The 19166-nt window shown below is 66.6% G+C and carries 16 protein-coding genes and 2 pseudogenes; 14 read left to right on the top strand and 4 right to left on the bottom strand.

Annotation, left to right across the window (positions count from 1 at the left end):
- Positions 1–63 precede the first annotated feature (63 nt).
- The 12 genes and pseudogenes from ABB34_RS06845 to ABB34_RS06895 all read left to right on the top strand — a co-directional run.
- Positions 64–861 (top strand): annotated as a pseudogene (locus ABB34_RS06845) (TrbL/VirB6 family protein); the annotation flags it as partial.
- A gap of 246 nt (positions 862–1107) precedes the next feature.
- On the top strand, positions 1108–1362 hold the full coding sequence (locus ABB34_RS15680; protein WP_245625417.1) for a DUF4189 domain-containing protein: 255 nt from the start codon (positions 1108–1110) through the stop codon (positions 1360–1362).
- Positions 1363–1495: 133 nt separating this feature from the next.
- Positions 1496–1867, top strand: a pseudogene (locus ABB34_RS15220) (TrbL/VirB6 family protein); the annotation flags it as partial.
- A gap of 139 nt (positions 1868–2006) precedes the next feature.
- Positions 2007–2654: a hypothetical protein gene (locus tag ABB34_RS06855; RefSeq protein WP_057640506.1), complete on the top strand. Its 648-nt coding sequence runs from the start codon at positions 2007–2009 to the stop codon at positions 2652–2654.
- Positions 2651–3970: an XVIPCD domain-containing protein gene (locus ABB34_RS06860; protein ID WP_057640507.1), complete on the top strand. Its 1320-nt coding sequence runs from the start codon at positions 2651–2653 to the stop codon at positions 3968–3970. The genes ABB34_RS06855 and ABB34_RS06860 overlap by 4 nt, the downstream gene beginning before the upstream one ends.
- Before the next feature lie 155 nt (positions 3971–4125).
- Entirely contained in the window at positions 4126–4704 is a 579-nt protein-coding gene (orn, locus tag ABB34_RS06865) for an oligoribonuclease (protein WP_057640508.1), read from the top strand.
- A 5-nt stretch (positions 4705–4709) separates the two neighbouring features.
- The gene (locus ABB34_RS06870) at positions 4710–5564 is read left to right on the top strand and encodes an EcsC family protein (RefSeq protein ID WP_057640509.1); all 855 of its coding nucleotides are present in this window, start codon (positions 4710–4712) and stop codon (positions 5562–5564) included.
- 50 nt (positions 5565–5614) lie between these two features.
- Positions 5615–6151 carry a GNAT family N-acetyltransferase gene (locus tag ABB34_RS06875; protein ID WP_057640510.1) on the top strand — a complete coding sequence of 179 codons (537 nt, stop codon included), beginning with the start codon at positions 5615–5617 and terminating at the stop codon, positions 6149–6151.
- A gap of 200 nt (positions 6152–6351) precedes the next feature.
- Positions 6352–8628, top strand: coding sequence for a thiamine pyrophosphate-dependent enzyme (locus tag ABB34_RS06880; RefSeq protein WP_057640511.1), 2277 nt, complete (start codon positions 6352–6354; stop codon positions 8626–8628).
- Between the two features lie 128 nt (positions 8629–8756).
- Positions 8757–9314, top strand: coding sequence for an NADPH-dependent FMN reductase (locus ABB34_RS06885; RefSeq protein WP_057640512.1), 558 nt, complete (start codon positions 8757–8759; stop codon positions 9312–9314).
- 199 nt (positions 9315–9513) lie between these two features.
- The gene (locus ABB34_RS06890; protein WP_057640513.1) at positions 9514–10920 is read left to right on the top strand and encodes a replicative DNA helicase; all 1407 of its coding nucleotides are present in this window, start codon (positions 9514–9516) and stop codon (positions 10918–10920) included.
- A 71-nt stretch (positions 10921–10991) separates the two neighbouring features.
- A complete protein-coding gene (locus ABB34_RS06895) occupies positions 10992–12041 on the top strand; it encodes an NAD(P)-dependent alcohol dehydrogenase (protein WP_057640514.1) in 1050 nt (349 codons plus the stop codon).
- A gap of 219 nt (positions 12042–12260) precedes the next feature.
- Here ABB34_RS06895 and acnA read toward each other — a convergent pair whose 3' ends face one another.
- The 4 genes from acnA to ABB34_RS06910 all read right to left on the bottom strand — a co-directional run bounded on the left by acnA (position 12261) and on the right by ABB34_RS06910 (position 16700).
- Positions 12261–15017: an aconitate hydratase AcnA gene (gene acnA, locus ABB34_RS06900; protein WP_057640515.1), complete on the bottom strand. Its 2757-nt coding sequence runs from the start codon at positions 15015–15017 to the stop codon at positions 12261–12263.
- A 406-nt stretch (positions 15018–15423) separates the two neighbouring features.
- Positions 15424–15591 carry a LiaI-LiaF-like domain-containing protein gene (locus tag ABB34_RS15455; RefSeq protein ID WP_169788707.1) on the bottom strand — a complete coding sequence of 56 codons (168 nt, stop codon included), beginning with the start codon at positions 15589–15591 and terminating at the stop codon, positions 15424–15426.
- A gap of 30 nt (positions 15592–15621) precedes the next feature.
- On the bottom strand, positions 15622–16044 hold the full coding sequence (locus ABB34_RS06905) for an HIT domain-containing protein (protein ID WP_152979542.1): 423 nt from the start codon (positions 16042–16044) through the stop codon (positions 15622–15624).
- Entirely contained in the window at positions 16041–16700 is a 660-nt protein-coding gene (locus ABB34_RS06910; RefSeq protein WP_057640516.1) for a dienelactone hydrolase family protein, read from the bottom strand. Before ABB34_RS06910 ends, ABB34_RS06905 begins: the two co-directional genes overlap by 4 nt.
- A 247-nt stretch (positions 16701–16947) precedes the next feature.
- On the opposite strand from ABB34_RS06910, the gene rimO reads away from it, so the two are divergent.
- Entirely contained in the window at positions 16948–18309 is a 1362-nt protein-coding gene (rimO, locus tag ABB34_RS06915) for a 30S ribosomal protein S12 methylthiotransferase RimO (protein WP_057640517.1), read from the top strand.
- Positions 18306–19130: a DUF3025 domain-containing protein gene (locus ABB34_RS06920; RefSeq protein ID WP_057640518.1), complete on the top strand. Its 825-nt coding sequence runs from the start codon at positions 18306–18308 to the stop codon at positions 19128–19130. The genes rimO and ABB34_RS06920 overlap by 4 nt, the downstream gene beginning before the upstream one ends.
- Positions 19131–19166 lie beyond the last annotated feature (36 nt).

A 19166-nucleotide genomic window follows, 5' to 3' on the forward strand; every position in this document is an offset into this window, starting at 1 on the left:
AGGCCGCATGGCTTACGCGCCACTGGCGCGCGTGTGGTTGAGCGCCCACGTCACTGGGAGCGGGTAAAGAACGAAATCTCCCATGTGGTAACCGGCAAGGACGACCGGCCGGAGGACTTGATCGACAAGAACCTCGGCTACATGCAGGTGGCGCTGTCGGCGGTGGACATGCTGGACGTGGCGGGCGACGAGACATTGGACTCGGCCAAGACGCGGGCGATGTGGTTCATCGGCCTGGGCACCGGCGGGCCTGCGGTGACGGCCGGCTCGATGCTGCTGCTGTACGAGGTGGCTTTGGCCTTGTTCATCGGGTTGGGGCCGTTGTTCATCCTGTGCCTGCTGTTCGAGCAGACCAAGTCGTTGTTCCAGCGTTGGTTGCTTTACGGCATCGGCACGATGTTCTCGATGGCGGTACTGGCGGCGATGGTCTCGATCGCGATGGAAATGGTGGCGCGGGTGGCCGGTGCCTTCTGGGGCAGCGCCCTGTTGGGCAAGCTGTTGGGCTCGAACTTCACCGACGGCATGTCGAGCATGGCGTTGCAGCAGGGTGGGGTGGGCCTGATCCTGACGACGCTGATCCTGACCGCCCCGCCGATGGCAGCGGTGTTCTTCCAGGGGACATTGGGCAGCTTCATGGCGTATTCGCAGATCGGCGGGTCACCGGGCATGGCAAGGCCGGGGCCGCAGGGGCAGCCGGTGGGGAGTTATGCGCCGCCGGCGCCAGATACTAACAAGTATCAGGAGGCGAGTGTTCCAAATATCACTGTTCCTAAGTTGGCAGGAGCAAATGCCGAAATTCCTTCGTCTGTGGGAGTGCGGGGGAATGCTGCTAATAATATTTCAGGTGGTCGCTATGAATAATTTGAATAAATTTATGAATTTATTCTTGATCTATTTTTGCTTTTCAGGATGGCGTTGGCGGAAGGGCGTTGCCCGCCAGGGCAGTATCCAGTAGGTGGGCAGGGAGTCATGGGTTGCGCCCCCATTCCTGGGTATGGAAACCAAGGAGGACAGGCTGCTCCGGTTCCAAGTGGGAGATGGTTGACGACTTGGGGCGCAATTGCAGAATCGCCATCTACCAATATGGTGGGTGTTTCAGTAGGTGAGATGTCTAGGGTGGAGGCGGAGAGGGTTGCAGTGGACAGGTGTGCAGCAGAGGGGGGGCGGGATTGCGCTATATCCATGGCTTATCATAATCAGTGTGTTGCGTTTGTTGTTCCGTCATCAGGAAAAGGTCAAGGATCTTTGGTGCGAGGGCCTGTTGAGTCGGAGGTGTTGGAGAGTGCAATCGCCAAGTGCAGTGATACAGGGGGGGGCAGTGTGTACGATTTTATTCGGATTGTTCCAAGCCAATATTCATAAGATATTGAAATACTGCGCGATCAGGATGGATTTTCAGTTCCGAAACCCCTGTCCCTCCATGGCGAGGCCGCATGGCTTACGCGCCACTGGCGCGCGTGTGGTTGAGCGCCCATGCCGCTGGGGGCGGACGACGCTGTGCCAGCCTCATCCACGAGCTGATCTGCACCCGCAACACAGCCCGCTGGCGACGTCCTCGGTGGGGGATTTCTTCTTCTTCCGGTTGATCCTGGATTACCTGCACGAGCAGATCAGCGCCTTCGGCGTGGAGCTGCTCGCGCGGGTCATGCGCTGGGTGGGGGCCATGGCCCTGACCCTGATGACATTGTGGGTGCTGATCCAGGGCTTCCGCATCGTCACCGGCCGCAGCCGCGACTCGATGATGGTGCTGGTCACCAACATGGCGCGCGCGGCGCTGATCGTCGGCGTGACCACGAGCATGGCGATGTTCGGCAGGGACCTGCATGGCTTTCTGATCAATGACGTCAAGAGCGAGATATCCCACGTCGGAGTGCCGTTATACGGGAGGAGGGCAGTGCATCAAATTCCATTCGGCTTGCTCCGAGCCTGTATTCATAAGTTGTTGAATGGTGTGAGGGACTCTGTTTCGCACTTTTACTTTCCCCAATCGGAGGTCGACATTGCACATGAAATTCACCCAATGCCTTGCTTTGCTCCTTCTGACCGCCTGTAACCCGGAGATAGCCATGAATCAGGAACATGCCGCCGCTGAAGCCGATGTTGCCAATGGAGGGCGTGGGCTGGCAAAGCTCAATCCAGCTCCGCGCAAGGCGTATGAATTGACCTTGCGACTGAAGGATGCACCTGGTCCGTTCGCCGTGGTCAGTGGCGTGGCGCAATATGATGTGGTCAATGAAGATCAGTGCGGCCATGTCGAGCCTGCTACCGGCACTGCCAGCCGTATCACCAGTCAGGAGGACGTGGTCCTGCACAAGGTGTCGGATACCGAATATCGGGGCATGGTCTATCTGGACCTCATGCAGGATGAGGATTACTACGGTCGGGGAGTGTGTCGCTGGGAATTCACGGGTGCCGGGGTGATGCTCAAAGCTACCGGTGCCGAGGGGGAAACTCGGTTCCTGTCGTTCATTGAGGCTGACAGGTTCAAGAAGGGGGATGTTATGACGCGATATTACGTCCCTCGTCATTACCCACGCTCTGAAAAGCTGCCTGACTTTGGTGCGAGCGGTACGGAAGATCCGTCCAAGTATCGTCCCGAGCTGCAGGGGAATTTGTTCACGGCCTCACTCTCTGGTAGCGAGGTGCAGCCATGACCATCAGCAGCGGGGACTATGCAGCACTTTCCGATGATGCTTACAAGGATCGCATCGTCGGTCGTCGGAAACCGGGGGAAGAGGAGCTTGTTGTTCTTGATGGTCACCAATACAAGGTGCTTGAGCACGTCAACAATCATGCCAACGGCTATCAAGGAACGATTTACCAGCGCATTGACACGGATGAAATCATAGTTGCCCATCGTGGTACCGAGCAGATCATCCGTGATGCGGTGCTGACGGATGGTGGCATGGTGCTGGCACGAGTTAATGCACAAGCATCCGATGCGATTGAAATTACTCGGAGGGCCACGGTTTACGCTGAAAATTCCGACTTTGGTCATGTGCCGCAGGTCACCGTTACTGGCCATTCGTTGGGCGGAACCCTGGCCCAGATCAGCGCCCATCACTTCGACCTCAAGGGCGAAACCTTCAACGCCTATGGTGCCGCCAGCCTCGGGTATCGGATTCCCGAAGGCGGTTCCACCATGCTCAATCACGTGATGGCGGCCGATCCGGTCAGCGCGGCCTCTTCGCATTTTGGTCAGGTGCGGGTGTATGCCACGCAGGAGGAGATCAGGACTCTCGGCAACTGCGGTTTCAGCAACAGTGCCTTCCGTGCGTTGATCCCGGACAGCACGCTCGTTGCTGCGGCCCACTCGATCGGCTCGCACAAGCTGGGAAATTTTCTCGGCAACGAATCCGTGCTTGGTAAGCCGGAAGCGCAGGCACTTGCCCGTGACAACGGGAAAATGATCGAGGAATACCGCGGCAAGCTGGAAGCGCTGCGCGGGAGTGTCACCACGCTCTCCCGTGGCGGACCGGGGGCGGTCATGGACCTGTACGACCGCATCCGTGGTCCGTTGGATCCGGGTGAACCGGCGCGCAGGGAAGTGGAGAAGCCGCACGAGCGCAGCGGCATCCTGCGCATGGATGATTCGATTCATCCCGGCCATTCGCTGTTCCTTGATGCGCAGCGCGGTGTCCATGCGCAAGACGCCCGCGTGGGTCGTACACCTGACCACACGAGCAACCAGCTTGCCGGTGCTTTGGCGGCGGAGATGCATGTCGCCGGCGGCAAGCGCATCGACGTGGTGGCGATGAACAACGATGCCAGCCGAACTTTCGCGGTACAGGGAGACGTGCATGATCCGGCGCACCTGCGCGTGTCGGTGGAGACGCTGCAGGCCATGAACACGTCACTCGAACAAAGTACCCGGCACATGGAACAACGGTCCGCCGGACAGCGACTCGTACAGGAACACGAGCAGCAGATCGGGCAGGTCCAGACCGCTACCCACGGCATGCATGCCTGAGGATGGCAGACTCCCTTGGCGATGCGCTGTATCGACTCGTGGGGTTCGGCAGAGGACAGCCACGATATCCGTGATGTGGCTTGGTATCCGGGGCGTATCATGTGGGTCCGATATTCCGCACGGCGCAATCGCCGACGACCCCGCAGAGGCAATGCATGACGGACCACAGCAACGACCGCTTGATCTGGATCGACCTGGAAATGACCGGGTTGGATACCGACAACGATTCGATCATCGAGATCGCCACCGTGGTGACCGACGCGCAGCTCAACGTGCTGGCCGAGGGTCCGGAGTTCGCCATCGCGCATCCGCTGGAAACGCTGGAGGCGATGGACGAGTGGAACCGCAACCAGCATCGCCACTCGGGGCTGTGGCAGCGCGTGGTCGAGAGCGAGGTCACGATGGGGCAGGCCGAGGCACGCACCATCGCCTTCCTGCAGGACTGGATCAAGGCCGGCGCTTCGCCGATGTGCGGCAATTCCATCTGCCAGGACCGCCGCTTCCTGCACCGGCAGATGCCGCGGCTGGAGCGCTATTTCCATTACCGCAACCTCGACGTCTCCACGATCAAGGAACTGGCCCGGCGCTGGGCGCCGCAGGTGTCGGCGGCGGTGAGCAAGACCTCCAGCCACACCGCGCTGAGCGACGTGCACGATTCGATCGCCGAGCTGCGCCACTACCGGCAGTTCATGGGCACGCTGGCCGGGTTGCCGGGCATGCCGGAGACGACCTGAGCGCGATGGGCGAGCTGGCGGTGCCATTGCAGGATTGCCCGCAGGACATGGCCGACCTGCAACGCGCGGTGGCCTTGCTGGAGGCGCCGACGCTGACCGCGCGCATGGCCAACCTGGTCGGCTCGCCGCTGGAGTTCGCGGTACGCAAGCTGCCGGCCGGGGTTTCCAGACGCATCCAGGGCATGGCCGAGGCCGCGCTCTACAAGGCCGCGCAGGCCGCGCTGTGGAGCATGGACACCCAACAGCCCGGCAAGCCGGCATCGCCGCGGCTGCACAAGCTGGCGGCGGCCGCATCCGGTGCGTTGGGCGGGGCCGGCGGCCTGCCGGCGCTGGCGATCGAACTGCCGCTGTCCACCACCATCATCATGCGCGCGGTGGCCGACATCGCCCGCAGCGAAGGCTTCGACCTGCACGATCACGCCACCCGCCAGGCCTGCCTTGAAGTATTCGCGCTGGGCGGCAGCTCCGGCGCCGACGATGCCAGCGAAACCGGTTATTACCTCGCGCGCGGCTTCACCACCGAACTGGTGCGGCACCTGTCGGCGGAACTGGCCGGTACCACGCTGGGCGGCGGCCACGGCCTGTTGCTGGGGCTGGGGCCGAAGGAAGCGGGCAAGTGGCTGGCGCGGATCGTGGAGAAGGTCGCCGCGCGCTTCGGCGTGGTGGTGTCGGAGAAATTCGTCGCGCAGGCGGTACCGGTGATCGGCGCGGTGGCCGGCGCCACCTTGAACACCTTGTTCATCGGCTATTACCAGGACATGGCGCGCGGGCATTTCATCGTGCGCCGGCTGGAGCGCAAACATGGATTCGAGGCCGTGCGCCTGGCCTACGGTGCGGCCAGCGGGCGCATGCCGGCCTGAACTGCCGGGCCGGTGGTAGCGTGGCAGGCCGGAAACACGGGAATCCTGCGATGAGCATTTTCGACCTGCGCGTGGAAACCGAGCGGTTGCTGCTGCGCCCGCCCGCGGCGGAGGACTTCGACGCCTTTGCCGCGTTCTGCGCCGACCCGGTGGCGATGCAGCACCTGGGCGGCATACAGGCGCCATCGGTGGCCTGGCGCAGCCTTGCCGCATTGACCGGCAGCTGGCAGTTGCTGGGCTATTCGATGTTCTCGGTGATCGAGAAGGACAGCGGGCGCTGGGTTGGCCGGGTCGGGCCGTGGCAGCCGCATGGCTGGCCGGGGCCGGAGGTGGGCTGGAGCATCGTCCCGGCCTGCTGGGGGCGTGGCTACGCGCCAGAGGCCGCGCGCGCGGCCATCGACTGGGCCTTCGGCGCATTGGATTGGCCGGAGGTGATCCACACCATCGCGCCGGACAACCGCAACTCGCAGGCGGTGGCGCGCAAGCTCGGCTCGCAGGTGCTGCGCACCGCGGTGTTGCCGCCGCCGCACGAGGTCGAAGTCGAGGTCTGGGGACAATCGCGACGGGCCTGGCTGGCCGGGCGCTGAACCGGCGGGTTTCCGCTGGACGACGGCTGCATGCGTGGCATGGAATGACCGCGCACGGTAGCGGTGGTGCAAGGCACGCATGAGCCGGCCACGTCTCCGCGCACGCACCCGTTTTTGCTGCGGTCGCAGCTTTACCGGGCAGCCCCGGTTCCGGTGTGATGGCGCGATTCCAACCCGTCGTGTCGTGGAGCCGCATTCGAATGTTCGCCCGTGTCCCCAACCCCATCCCGGCCCGCATGAAGGGCCTGAACCGTGCCGAGATCTGCGACGCCAATTTCATCGAGTTCGTGAAGGGGCTGGGGCCGGGGCCAGGCAACGCGCCGCAGGAACAGGCGCCGGTGTTGCCGGGCAGCGCGCTGGATGCGAAGGGGTTCCGCGAGTTGTTCGAATCGCAGCTGATCAGCCGCCACCTCGACCTGATGGCGCGGGTGCTGCGCGTGCAGAACAAGGTCTTCTATACCATCGGTTCGTCCGGCCACGAGGGCAATGCGATGGTGGCGCGCGCCACCCGCCATACCGATCCGGCGTTCCTGCACTACCGCTCCGGTGGCTTCATGGCCGAGCGCTTCCGCAAGCTGCCGGGGATGGACCCGGTGATGGATTCGGCGCTGTCCTTCGCCGCCAGCGCCGAGGACCCGGCCAGCGGCGGCCGCCACAAGGTGTGGGGCAGCAAGCCGCTGTGGGTGTTGCCGCAGACCTCCACGATTGCTTCGCACCTGCCCAAGGCCCTCGGCACGGCGATGGCGATCGAGGCCGGCAAGCGGCTGGGGCTGCAACTGCCGGTGCCGGAGGACAGCATCGCCATCTGCTCGTTCGGCGATGCCTCGGCCAACCACGCCACCGCGCAGACCGCGTTCAACGCCGCCTCGTGGACCGCCTACCAGAAGCTGCCGGCGCCGGTGCTGTACGTGTGCGAGGACAACGGCATCGGCATCTCGGTGAAGACGCCCGGCGGCTGGATCGCCGAGAGCTTCCGCAACCGCCCGGACCTGGACTATTTCTTCGCCGACGGCCTGGACCTGGCCGCCGGCTATGCCGACGTGCAGCGTGCGGTCGAACATTGTCGCCGCACCCGCCGCCCGACCTTCCTGCACCTGCGCACCACCCGGTTGATGGGCCATGCCGGTACCGATTTCGAGATCGAGTGGCGCGCGCTGGAGGAACTGTGCGCGGTGGAGGCCGGCGACCCGCTGCTGCGCTCGGCGCAGATCGCGGTCGAATCCGGGGCGATGGGCGCCGACGAGGTACTGGCGCTGTACGAGCGCACCCGCGCGCGCTGCTTCGCCGCCGCCGAGGACGCGGATACGCGCCCGCGGCTGACCACGTTGAAGGACGTGGTCGCGCCACTGGCGCCGTACACGCCCGACAAGGTGCGCGCCGAAGCCACGCGCGCCGACTACGGCGAGCGCCGCCTGCAGGTGTTCGGCGGCGAGGCCGCGTTGCCGGAGAACCTGCCGCCGCGGCACCTGGCGATCCAGATAAACAACGCATTGCACGACCTGTTCTGCAAGTATCCGGAAACGCTGTTGTTCGGCGAGGACGTGGCGCAGAAGGGCGGCGTCTACACGGTGACCAAGGGCCTGCACAAGGCCTTCGGCCCGCGCCGGGTGTTCAACACCCTGCTCGACGAAACCACTATCCTCGGCATGGCCCAGGGCTTCGCCAACATGGGCATGCTGCCGGTGCCGGAAATCCAGTACCTGGCCTACCTGCACAACGCCATCGACCAGTTGCGCGGCGAAGCCTGCTCGCTGCAGTTCTTCTCCAACGACCAGTACCGCAACCCGATGCTGGTGCGCATCGCCGGGCTGGGCTACCAGAAGGGCTTCGGCGGCCACTTCCACAACGACAACTCGATCGCCGCGATCCGCGACATCCCCGGGCTGGTGGTCGGCTGCCCCTCGCGTGGCGACGACGCGGCGATGATGCTGCGCACGCTGGCCGCGCTGTCGAAGGTGGACGGGCGCGTGTGCGTGTTCCTCGAACCGATCGCGCTGTACATGGCCAAGGACCTGCACGAGGCCGGCGACGGCCAGTGGCTGTTCCCTTACCCGGCGCCGGAGCAGGCGCTGGAACCCGGGCAGGGCCGTGTCTACGGCGAGGGCAACGACGACCTGCTGGTCATCACCTATGGCAACGGCGTGCCGATGGCCTTGCGCGCGGCCAGGGCCATCGAGGCGGCACAAGGCTGGAAGGTGCGGGTGGTGGACCTGCGCTGGCTGGTGCCGCTCGATGCCGCCTACATCGCCGGACAGGCGCGCGGCGCGAAACGCATCATCGTGCTCGACGAGGGCCGCTACAGCGCCGGCGTCGGCGAGGGCGTGGTCACCGCGCTGGTCGAGGCCGGTTTCGGCGCCATGCCGCTGCGCCGGGTAACCGGCGCCGATACCTACACGCCGCTGGCCGGCGCCGCATTGCTGGTGCTGCCGGGCGTCGACGACGTGGTGGCCGCTGCCGCCGAACTGGCCGGGGCGTGACCGCCCGCGCACGGCGGCAAGCAGATGTTCCGCCGGTGCCGGGCATGGCGCCGGCGGCCACGCCGCTCTTCACCGGCCGCGAAGGAAGCGGGGGCTAGGCTGGGGCCTCCCTTCCGACCGAGGTCGTCATGGAACCGTATCGCATCGCCGTATTCGTCGGCAGCCTGCGCAAGGAATCCTTCAACCGCCGCCTCGCCCTGGCACTGGAAAAACTGGCCGGCGGGCGGGCGCATTTCGAATACCTGAACATCGGCGACATCCCGCTCTACAACCAGGACCACGACACGGATTTCCCGGTGCAGGGTACGCGCCTGAAGGACCGCATCCGCCAGGCCGACGCGGTGCTGTTCGTCACCGCCGAATACAACCGCTCCATCCCCGGGGTGCTCAAGAACGCCATCGACACCGCCTCGCGGCCCTATGGCGACAACGCCTTCGACGGCAAGCCGGCGGCGGTGATCGGCACCTCGCCGGGCGCAGCCGGCACGGCGATGGCGCAGCAGCACCTGCGCAACGTGCTGGTGTTCGTGAATCTGGCGGTGATGGCGCAACCGGAAGCCTTCCTGCAGTACAAGGAAGGGCTGATCGACGCCGATGGCGGCATCGGCAACGATGGCACCCGCAAGTTCCTGCAGGGCTATGTCGATCGCTTCATGGACTGGATCGCGGCGCACCGGCAGCACTGAGCGGGGCGCCCGCAGGTGATGAACGCAACCGGTGCCTGGGGACGCCGGTTGCCGCTGCACCGGCCGCGATCCCTTGTGCTGCCTGCCTTGCGCCCACATCCACCGGCTGCGGACAACTTGTCCACAGAACTATCCCCACATCGACGGCCGGCATCCGCCTACCATTGGGCGCCCGGCTTTTCCGCAGCAGCAGGTTTCCATGTCCGCCCGTCCCGGTTTCCGTTCCGACCGCCCCGACCGCGCCGAGCAGCGCATCGACACCCTGCGCGTGCCGCCGCATTCGGTGGAGGCCGAGCAGGCCGTGCTCGGCGGCCTGATGCTGGCGCCGGAGGCGTTCGACCGGGTCAACGAGGCGCTGACCGAGAAGGATTTCTACCGCCGCGACCACCAGCTGATCTACCGCGCGATCCGCGAGCTGTCCGAGCGCGACCGCCCGTTCGACGCAGTGACGCTGGGCGAGTGGTTCGAGTCGCAGGGCAAGCTGGAGCAGGTCGGCGACGGCGCCTACCTGATCGAGCTGGCCAGCACCACGCCGTCGGCGGCCAACATCGGCGCCTATGCCGAGATCGTGCGCGACAAGGCGGTGCTGCGGCAGTTGATCCAGGTCGGCACCGACATCGTCAACGACGGCTTCCAGCCGGAGGGCCGCGAAAGCACCGAGTTGCTGGCAGCGGCGGAAAAGTCGGTGTTCGCCATCGCCGAACAGGGCGCGCGCGGCCGCACCGACTTCGTGGCCATGCCCGGCGCGCTGAAGGATGCGTTCGAGGAACTGCGCAACCGCTTCGAGAACGGCGGCAACATCACCGGCCTGCCGACCGGCTACAACGAATTCGACCAGATGACAGCCGGCCTGCAGCCGACCGACCTGATCATCCTGGCCGCGCGCCCGGCGATGGGCAAGACCACCTTCGCGCTGAACATCGCCGAGTACGCGGCGATCAAGTCGAAGAAGGGCGTGGCGGTGTTCTCGATGGAAATGTCGGCCTCGCAGCTGGCGATGCGCCTGATTTCCTCCAACGGCCGCATCAACGCCACGCGCCTGCGCACCGGCCAGCTGGAGGACGAGGACTGGAGCCGCGTCACTGGCGCCATCCGCATGCTCAAGGAAACCAAGATCTTCATCGACGACACGCCGGGCGTGTCGCCGGAGGTACTGCGTTCCAAGTGCCGCCGGCTCAAGCGCGAGCACGACCTCGGGCTGGTGGTGATCGACTACCTGCAGCTGATGAGCGTGCCCGGCAACAGCGAGAACCGCGCCACCGAGATTTCCGAGATCAGCCGTTCGCTGAAGGGGCTGGCGAAGGAACTGAACGTGCCGGTGATCGCGCTGTCCCAGCTCAACCGTTCGCTGGAAACGCGCACCGACAAGCGCCCGGTGATGGCCGACCTGCGCGAATCGGGCGCCATCGAGCAGGACGCGGACATGATCGTGTTCATCTACCGCGACGAGTACTACAACAAGGAAAACTCGCCGGACAAGGGCCTGGCCGAGATCATCATCGGCAAGCACCGCGGCGGCCCGACCGGCTCGTGCAAGCTCAAGTTCTTCGGCGAATACACCCGCTTCGACAACCTCAGCCACGACAGCATCGGCGCGTTCGAATAGCACCTTGTCGGCGTGGCCGGTACTGTTCCCGAAGACCGAGCCGCTCCGGCCCGAAGCAGAGGACAGACACCATGACGATCAAAGCCTGGGGCGCACACGCGGGCGACCAGCCCCTCCAGCCCCTCGACATCCCCCGGCGCGCGCCGGGCGCGCATGACGTGCGCATCGACATCGCCTATTGCGGGGTCTGCCATTCGGACATCCACCAGGTGCGTTCGGAGTGGGCCGGCACCCTGTACCCCTGCGTGCCGGGCCACGAGATCGTCGGCCGGGTGGCGGCGGTGGGAGCACAGGTGACGGATTTCCGGGTCGGCGACCTGGTCGGCGTCGGCTGCATCGTCGACAGCTGCAGGCAGTGCGCCGACTGCGGGGAAGGGCTGGAAAACTATTGCGACCACATGGTCGGCACCTACAACGGCCCGACCGCGGATGCGCCCGGCCACACGCTGGGCGGCTACTCGCAGCAGATCGTCGTGCACGAACGCTACGTGCTGCGCATACGCCACCCCGAGGCACAGCTGGCGGCGGTGGCGCCGCTGCTGTGCGCCGGCATCACCACGTGGTCGCCGCTGCGCCACTGGCAGGTGGGGCCGGGGCACACGGTGGGCGTGGTCGGCATCGGCGGCCTCGGCCACATGGGCATCAAGCTGGCGCATGCGCTGGGCGCGCACGTGGTGGCCTTCACCACGTCAGAATCCAAGCGCGCGGCGGCCCGGGCGCTGGGTGCGGACGAGGTGGTCGTTTCGCGCAATGCCGAAGAGATGAAGGCGCAACGCAGGCGCTTCGACTTCATCCTCAACACGGTGGCCATGCCGCACGATCTGGACGCCTTCCTGGCGCTGCTCAAGCGCGATGGCACGATGGCGCTGGTCGGTGCGCCGGCCACGCCGCACCCGTCGCCCAACGTGTTCAACCTGATCATGAAGCGTCGTGCCATCGCCGGCTCGATGATCGGCGGCATCCCCGAGACCCAGGAAATGCTGGATTTCTGTGCCGAACACGGCATCGTCGCCGACATCGAGCTGATCCGCGCCGACGAGATCAACGCGGCCTACGAGCGCATGCTGAAGGGTGACGTGAAGTACCGCTTCGTCATCGACAACGCCAGCATGGCGGGATGAGTCGGGGATTCCTTCTCCCTCCGGGAGAAGGTGCCCCGCAGGGGCGGATGAGGGGCGAGCGAAGTCCATGATGGTTAACCATCTGGACTACGTTTACCCCTCACCCCAATCTCCGCTCCGCGCCCCGGCCCACGCCAGCGGCGTGGGCGCTCAACCGCACGCGCGCCAGTGGCGCGCAAACCGTGCGCCCCTCGCCCCGATGGGAGAGGGGCTAATTGCTCAAGCCGCCTTCTTCGCCGCCAATTGCCGCAACACGTACTGCAACAGACCACCATTGCGGAAGTATTCGACTTCCTTCGGCGTCAGCAGCAACACATGGGCCTGGAAGCTCCTGCGGGTGCCATCGGCGCGGGTGGCGGTGACGGTGGCGAGCTTGGCCTTGCCATCGTCCAGCCCGGTGACGTCGAAGCTTTCGGTGCCGTCCAGTCCCAGCGTTTGCGCGTTCTCGCCCGCCTGGAACTGCAGCGGCAGCACGCCCATGCCGACCAGGTTGGAGCGGTGGATGCGCTCGAAGCTCTCGGCGATCACCGCCTTCACCCCGAGCAGGTTGGTGCCCTTGGCCGCCCAGTCGCGGCTGGAGCCGGTGCCGTATTCCTTGCCGGCGATGACCACCAGCGGCACGCCGTCGGCCTTGTACTTCATCGCCGCGTCGTAGATGGACATTTTCTGCGGCGGCTGCACACCGAAGTACAGCGTGTTGCCGCCTTCCTCGCCGCCGAAGAACAGGTTCTTGATGCGGATGTTGGCGAAGGTGCCGCGCACCATCACGTCGTCGTTGCCGCGCCGCGAGCCGTAGCTGTTGAAGTCGGCTGGTTGCACGCCGCGCGACTGCAGGAAGCGGCCGGCCGGCGAGTCCTTCTTGATGTTGCCGGCCGGGGAGATGTGGTCGGTGGTGATCGAGTCGCCGAACAGGCCCAGCACGCGCGCGCCGAAGATGTCGCCGATGCTGCCCACCTGCATGGTCATGCCGTCGAAGTAGGGCGGGTTCTTGATGTAGGTCGAGTCGGCGTTCCACTGGTAGGCCTGGCCTTCCGGCGATTCGATCCGTGCCCAGCGGCTGTCGCCCTTGAATACGTCGGCGTAGTTCTGCTTGAACATCTCCGGGCCGATGGTGGCGGCGATGACGTCGCCGATCTCCTTGCTGCTCGGCCAGATGTCGCGCAGGTACACCGGCTGGCCGTCGCTGCCGGTACCCAGCGGCTCGCGGGTCAGGTCGATGTCGGTGGTGCCGGCCAGCGCATAGGCCACCACTAGCGGCGGGCTGGCCAGATAATTCATCTTCACTTCGGGGTGGATGCGGCCCTCGAAGTTGCGGTTGCCCGACAACACCGAGGTCACCACCAGGTCGCCGGCGGCGATGCCGGCGCTGACCTCCAGCGGCAGCGGGCCGGAGTTGCCGATGCAGGTGGTGCAGCCGTAGCCGACGACGTAGAAGCCGACCTTCTCCAGCTCGTCCAGCAGCCCGGCCTTGGCCAGGTAGTCGGTGACCACGCGCGAGCCCGGCCCGAGCGAGGTCTTGACCCACGGCTGGCGCTTCAGCCCGCGTGCGGCGGCGTTGCGCGCCAGCAGCCCGGCGCCGACCATCACCGCCGGGTTGGAGGTGTTGGTGCAGGAGGTGATGGCGGCGATCACCACCGCACCGTCCTTGAGCTTGATCGGCTGGCCGTCGATCTCGATGTGGGCCACGCCCTTGCTCAGGCCATCGTTGCCCACCGCCGCGGTGCCGCCCTCGGCGATGAAGTCGGCCACCTCCGGGCTGCGCCTGTCGCGCGCGGCCGCCAGCGGGGCCACCGCCTGGCGGTAGGCCTGCTTCATGTCGCCCAGCAGCACCCGGTCCTGCGGGCGCTTGGGGCCGGCCAGCGAAGGCTGCACCTCGCCCATGTCCAGCTCCAGCGTGGCGCTGTACTGCGCGTGCGGGCTGTCGGGCGTGTGCCACAGGCCCTGCGCCCGGGCATAGGCTTCCACCAGCGCGATCTGCTCCTCGCTGCGCCCGGACAGGCGCAGGTAGTTCAGCGATTCGGCGTCGATCGGGAAGATGCCGCAGGTGGCGCCGTACTCCGGCGCCATGTTGCCGATGGTGGCGCGGTCGGCCAGCGGCAGGTGCTGCAGGCCGTCGCCGTAGAACTCGACGAACTTGCCGACCACGCCCAGCTCGCGCAGCATCTGGGTGACGGTGAGCACCAGGTCGGTGGCGGTGGCGCCCTCGGGCAGCCTGCCGGTCAGCTTGAAGCCGACCACCTGCGGGATCAGCATCGACGAGGGCTGGCCGAGCATCGCCGCCTCGGCCTCGATGCCGCCCACGCCCCAGCCGAGCACGCCGATGCCGTTGATCATGGTGGTGTGCGAGTCGGTGCCGAACACGGTGTCCGGGAACGCCCACAGCGTGCCGTCAACCTCCCGCTCCATCACCACGCGGGCGAGGTTCTCCAGGTTCACCTGGTGCACGATGCCGGTGTTCGGCGGCACCACCTTGAAGTTGCCGAACGCCTTCTGGCCCCAGCGCAGGAAGCTGTAGCGCTCGCGGTTGCGCTCGAATTCGATCTTGCCGTTGAGGTCCAGCGCGTCGGCACGGCCGAACACGTCCACCTGCACCGAGTGGTCGATGACCAGTTCGGACGGGATCAGCGGGTTGATCTGCTCGGCGTCGCCGCCGAGCTTCACCACCGCGTCGCGCATCGCCGCCAGGTCCACCACGCAGGGCACGCCGGTGAAATCCTGCAACACCACGCGCGCCGGCATGAAGGCGATCTCGGTGTCCGGCTCGGCGGCGGGGTTCCAGCGCGCCACCGCCTCGATGTGCTCCGGCCCGACGGTGATGCCGCCGTCCTCGTGCCGGAGCAGGTTCTCCAGCAGGATCTTCATCGACCAGGGCAGGTGGGAGATGTCGAAGCGTTCGCCCAGCTTGGGCAGGCTGGCATAGGCGTAGGTCTTGCCGTTGACGTGCAACTGGCTGCGGGTGGAGAACGTGTCGCTCATGGCGGGCTCCTTGTCGTGGGTGGCTTGCGGCGGCCGTTGCGGCCGCTGACGCTGGCAACGGGGCGCGGGCCCCGTCCATCAACCGGTGGTTCGAGTATGGACGAATCCACCGGCGTGGCGCGCATCGCGCTGGCGCCAGCTTATGCACCGGTATGTTGCAGGAGCGTCATGGGGGAGCGAGCCCCGCTCCCCTCGGGGCGAGGGCCGCACGGTTTGCGCGCCACTGACGCGCATGCGGTCGAGCGTCCACGCCGCTGGCGTGGGCCGGGGCGCGGAGCGGGGGGGGAGAGGGTTGGAGCGAAGCCCCAATGATGGTTGGCGACACGAGGCTTCGCCCGCACCCTCATCCGGCGCTGCGCGCCACCTTCTCCCGGAGGGAGAAGGGCAAGGCGGCGGGTCGGCGCGCTTACCTGCCGCGCCCGAACAGCATGCCGATGCCGACCACGACCAGCAGCGCCGGCCACCAGGTGGCCAGCATCGCGCCGATGTTGCCGTTGATCCAGCCCAGGTTCTTGGCCAGGAAGAACAGGCCGACGATGATCAGGATCAGTGCGGCAATCAGGTTGGAGCGCATCGGCGTGCAGGTCCGTGGTTGGAGTGGCGGCTATCGTAGCCGCTGCCGCCAGATTTCGACACGCTCGGCCAGCACGCCGGAGTCCAGGCGCTGCGCCGGGCCGCTGCCCCATACCGGGCCGGGCCAGGCGGCGTCGCCCTCGTGGCGGCCGACCAGGTGCACGTGCAGCTGCCGCACGATGTTGCCGAGCGCGCCGATGTTGAGCTTGGTGACGTTCGGCTTCTGCTTCAGGTGCCGGGAAATCTGGTCGATCTCGGCCAGCAGCAGGCGTTGCTGGCCGCCGTCCAGGTCGATCCACTCGCTGGCCCCGGCCACGCGTGGCACCAGCACGATCCACGGGAAGCGGCCGTCGTTCATCAGCCGGATCTGGGACAGCGGGCCGTCGGCGACCAACACGCTGTCGGCGGCAAGGCGGGTATCAAGCTCGAAATCGGACGTCATGGCTTCGGTCATCGCAGGTTCTCTTCGAGGAAGGCCAGGGTGCGTTCGCGCGCCAGGTCGGCGCTCGGGGCGTGGTAGTGCGAGCCGACCTCGCGGTTGAAGGCGTGGTCGGCCGGATAGACATATACCGGCATTGCCGGTTGCTTTTCACGATGCGCTGCAACGGCGGCCGCCGGGATGGAGGGGTCGAGCTCGCCGAAATGGAAGATGGCCGGGGCCTTGAACGGGGTATCGAGGAAGGGCACGTTGCGCGCGCCGTAGTAGCTGGCCGAGGGCAGGCCCAGCCGCTGCGCGGCGAGCAGGGCGATGGTGCCGCCCCAGCAATAGCCCACGGTGCCGACCTTGCCGTACCCGGCCAGCGCGCGGGCGGCGGCGTCCACGATGTCCACCGCGCGGTCCATGCCGAGTTCGTCCACCAGCGCCTTGCCGCGGGCGGTGCCGGCGGCGTCGTAATCCAGTTCCAGCCCCGGTGCGAGCGGGTCGAAGAACGCCGGCGCCAGCACCGCGTAGCCGGCGGCGGCGTATTGCCCGGCGACATGGCGGATGTGGGCGTTGGCGCCGAAGATTTCCTGTATCACCACCAGCCCGGCGCGGGGCGTGGCGTCGGGCAGGGCCTGCCAGGCGCGGACCGGGCCGTGGGTGGTTTGCAGGGTGATCCACTGGGACATGGCGGTTTCCTTGCGAGGTGGTGAGGGCCCGAGCCTACCTGTAGAAGCAGCCGCAGGAGCGACGTCAGTCGCGACCGAAGTTTTCCCGGTAAAGCCCGGTCGCGACTGACGTCGCTCCTGCAAGGCGTTTTCGGGCAGGTTCGGGCAGGCATGGGGAGCGTTCAGGTGCATGCGGCCGGCCCGGTATAATCGCCGCGCTTCCGGCCCCAGGTCATTCCGATCCCCGGCCCCCAGAACCGCAGATTCCATGTCCCAGCTGAACCCCAAAGTCGGCTTCGTCAGCCTTGGCTGCCCGAAGGCCCTGGTCGATTCCGAGCGCATCCTCACCCAGTTGCGGGTGGAGGGCTACGACATCGTGCCGTCCTACGACGCGGCCGACGTGGTGGTGGTCAACACCTGCGGCTTCATCGACTCGGCGGTGGCCGAATCGCTGGACGCCATCGGCGAGGCGATGAACGAGAACGGCAAGGTCATCGTCACCGGCTGCCTGGGCAAGAAGGGGGACATGATCCGCGCGCATTACCCGGACGTGCTGTCCGTCTCCGGCCCGCAGGACTACGCCACGGTGATGGAAGCGGTGCACACGGCGCTGCCGCCGAAGCACGACCCGTTCGTGGACATCGTCCCCGATTACGGCATCAAGCTGACCCCGCGCCATTACGCCTATCTGAAGATTTCCGAAGGCTGCAACCACCGTTGCAGCTTCTGCATCATCCCGTCGATGCGCGGCGACCTCGTCTCGCGCCCGGTCGATGACGTGCTGCGCGAGGCCGAGCGGCTGGTCAAGGGCGGCGTGCGCGAGTTGCTGGTGGTGTCGCAGGACACCTCGGCCTACGGCGTGGACCGCAAGTACGCGCCCGGCACGTGGCGCGGCAGGGAATACGCCACGCGCATGAAGGCGCTGTGCGAAGGGCTGGGCGAGCTGGATGCGTGGACGCGCCTGCACTACGTCTACCCATACCCGCACGTCGATGACGTCGTGCCGCTGATGGCCGAAGGCAAGGTGCTGCCGTACCTGGACATCCCGTTCCAGCACGCCAGCCCGCGCATCCTCAAGCTGATGAAGCGGCCCGGCGCGGTGGACAAGACGCTGGAGCGGGTGCTGCGCTGGCGCGAGACCTGCCCGGACATCACCGTGCGCTCGACCTTCATCGTCGGCTTCCCCGGCGAGACCGACGCCGAGTTCGAGCAGTTGCTCGACTTCCTCGACGCCGCCCAGCTCGACCGCGTCGGCGCGTTCGCCTATTCGCCGGTCGAAGGCGCCACCGCCAACGACCTGCCCGACCCGGTGCCGGAGGAAGTGAAGCAGGAGCGCCTTGCCCGCTTCATGGAAAAGCAGGCGGCCATTTCCGCGGCGAAGCTGGAGGCGAAGATCGGCAGCGTGCAGCAGTGCCTGGTCGATGTGATCGAGGACGGCATCGCGGTGGCGCGCTCCAAGGCCGATGCACCGGAGATCGACGGGCTGGTGCATATCCAGAACGCCGCCGAAACCGGGCTGCGCGTCGGCGATTTCGTCGATGTGGAAATCACCGACAGCGACGAGCACGACCTGTTCGGCGACGCCATCGCCAAACCGGCGCCGAAGACGTTCGACCTCAAGGTGCTGTGAGCGAAACCGGAGTGGCCGGGGCGCGGCGCAGGTTCGTCGCCCCGCCGCGCGGGCAGGTGGCGCCGGCCTGTTTCGCGCATCTGCTGTTCGCCGGTTTCGGCGATTGCCGGGATTTGTTGACGGCCAGCGATTGGCCTGCCATCGACGCGCTCAACGCGCGGCTGCCGCTGCCGGACAAGCGCTTCGTCGCGCAGGATGCGGTGTTGCTGGCCGATGGCCTGCACTACGAGGTGCGCATCGGCGAGCGCGGCCGCATCGCCACGCGCACGGCGAACTGGCACGACCTGTTCAACGCGCTGGCGTGGATGCGCCAGCCGGCCATCAAGCTGGCGCTCAACGCGCGGCAATGCCGGCACATCGCGGCGATGGGGCCGCACCGGCGCAACCGCGCGCAGGCGGCGCTGACCCAGTTCGACGAAACCGGGCTGGTGGTGCGGGTGCGCGATGCCGGCCTGCTGGCGGCATGGGACCGGCATGGCTGGCGCGCGCTGTTCGTGGACGGCGCGGCGCATTGGCACGGCGGCGGCATCGCCGTTGCCGCGGTGGTCGGCCATGCGCTGCTGGAACAGGCGCTGCTGCCCGGCCGCCTGCTGGTCGGCAAGTGCGTGGTGGTGCGGGGCGACGACGATGATGCCGGCGTGGCCCGCGTTGCGGCGGCCATCGCACGGGGAGAGGTGCTCGACGACCCGCTGGAGTTGCGACCGCTGCCCCTGGCCGGCATTCCCGGCTGGCACCCGGGGCAGGATGCCGCCTTTCATGCGCGGGACGATTACTTCCGGCCGCTGCGCGCGGGCCGCGTGTATCCGCCGCCCTTGGCATGACGCACGTCGGCATCGGCAGAGTGGTCGTGCGGGGCA

This window comes from Stenotrophomonas daejeonensis (assembly GCF_001431505.1).
Taxonomy (GTDB): domain Bacteria; phylum Pseudomonadota; class Gammaproteobacteria; order Xanthomonadales; family Xanthomonadaceae; genus Stenotrophomonas; species Stenotrophomonas daejeonensis.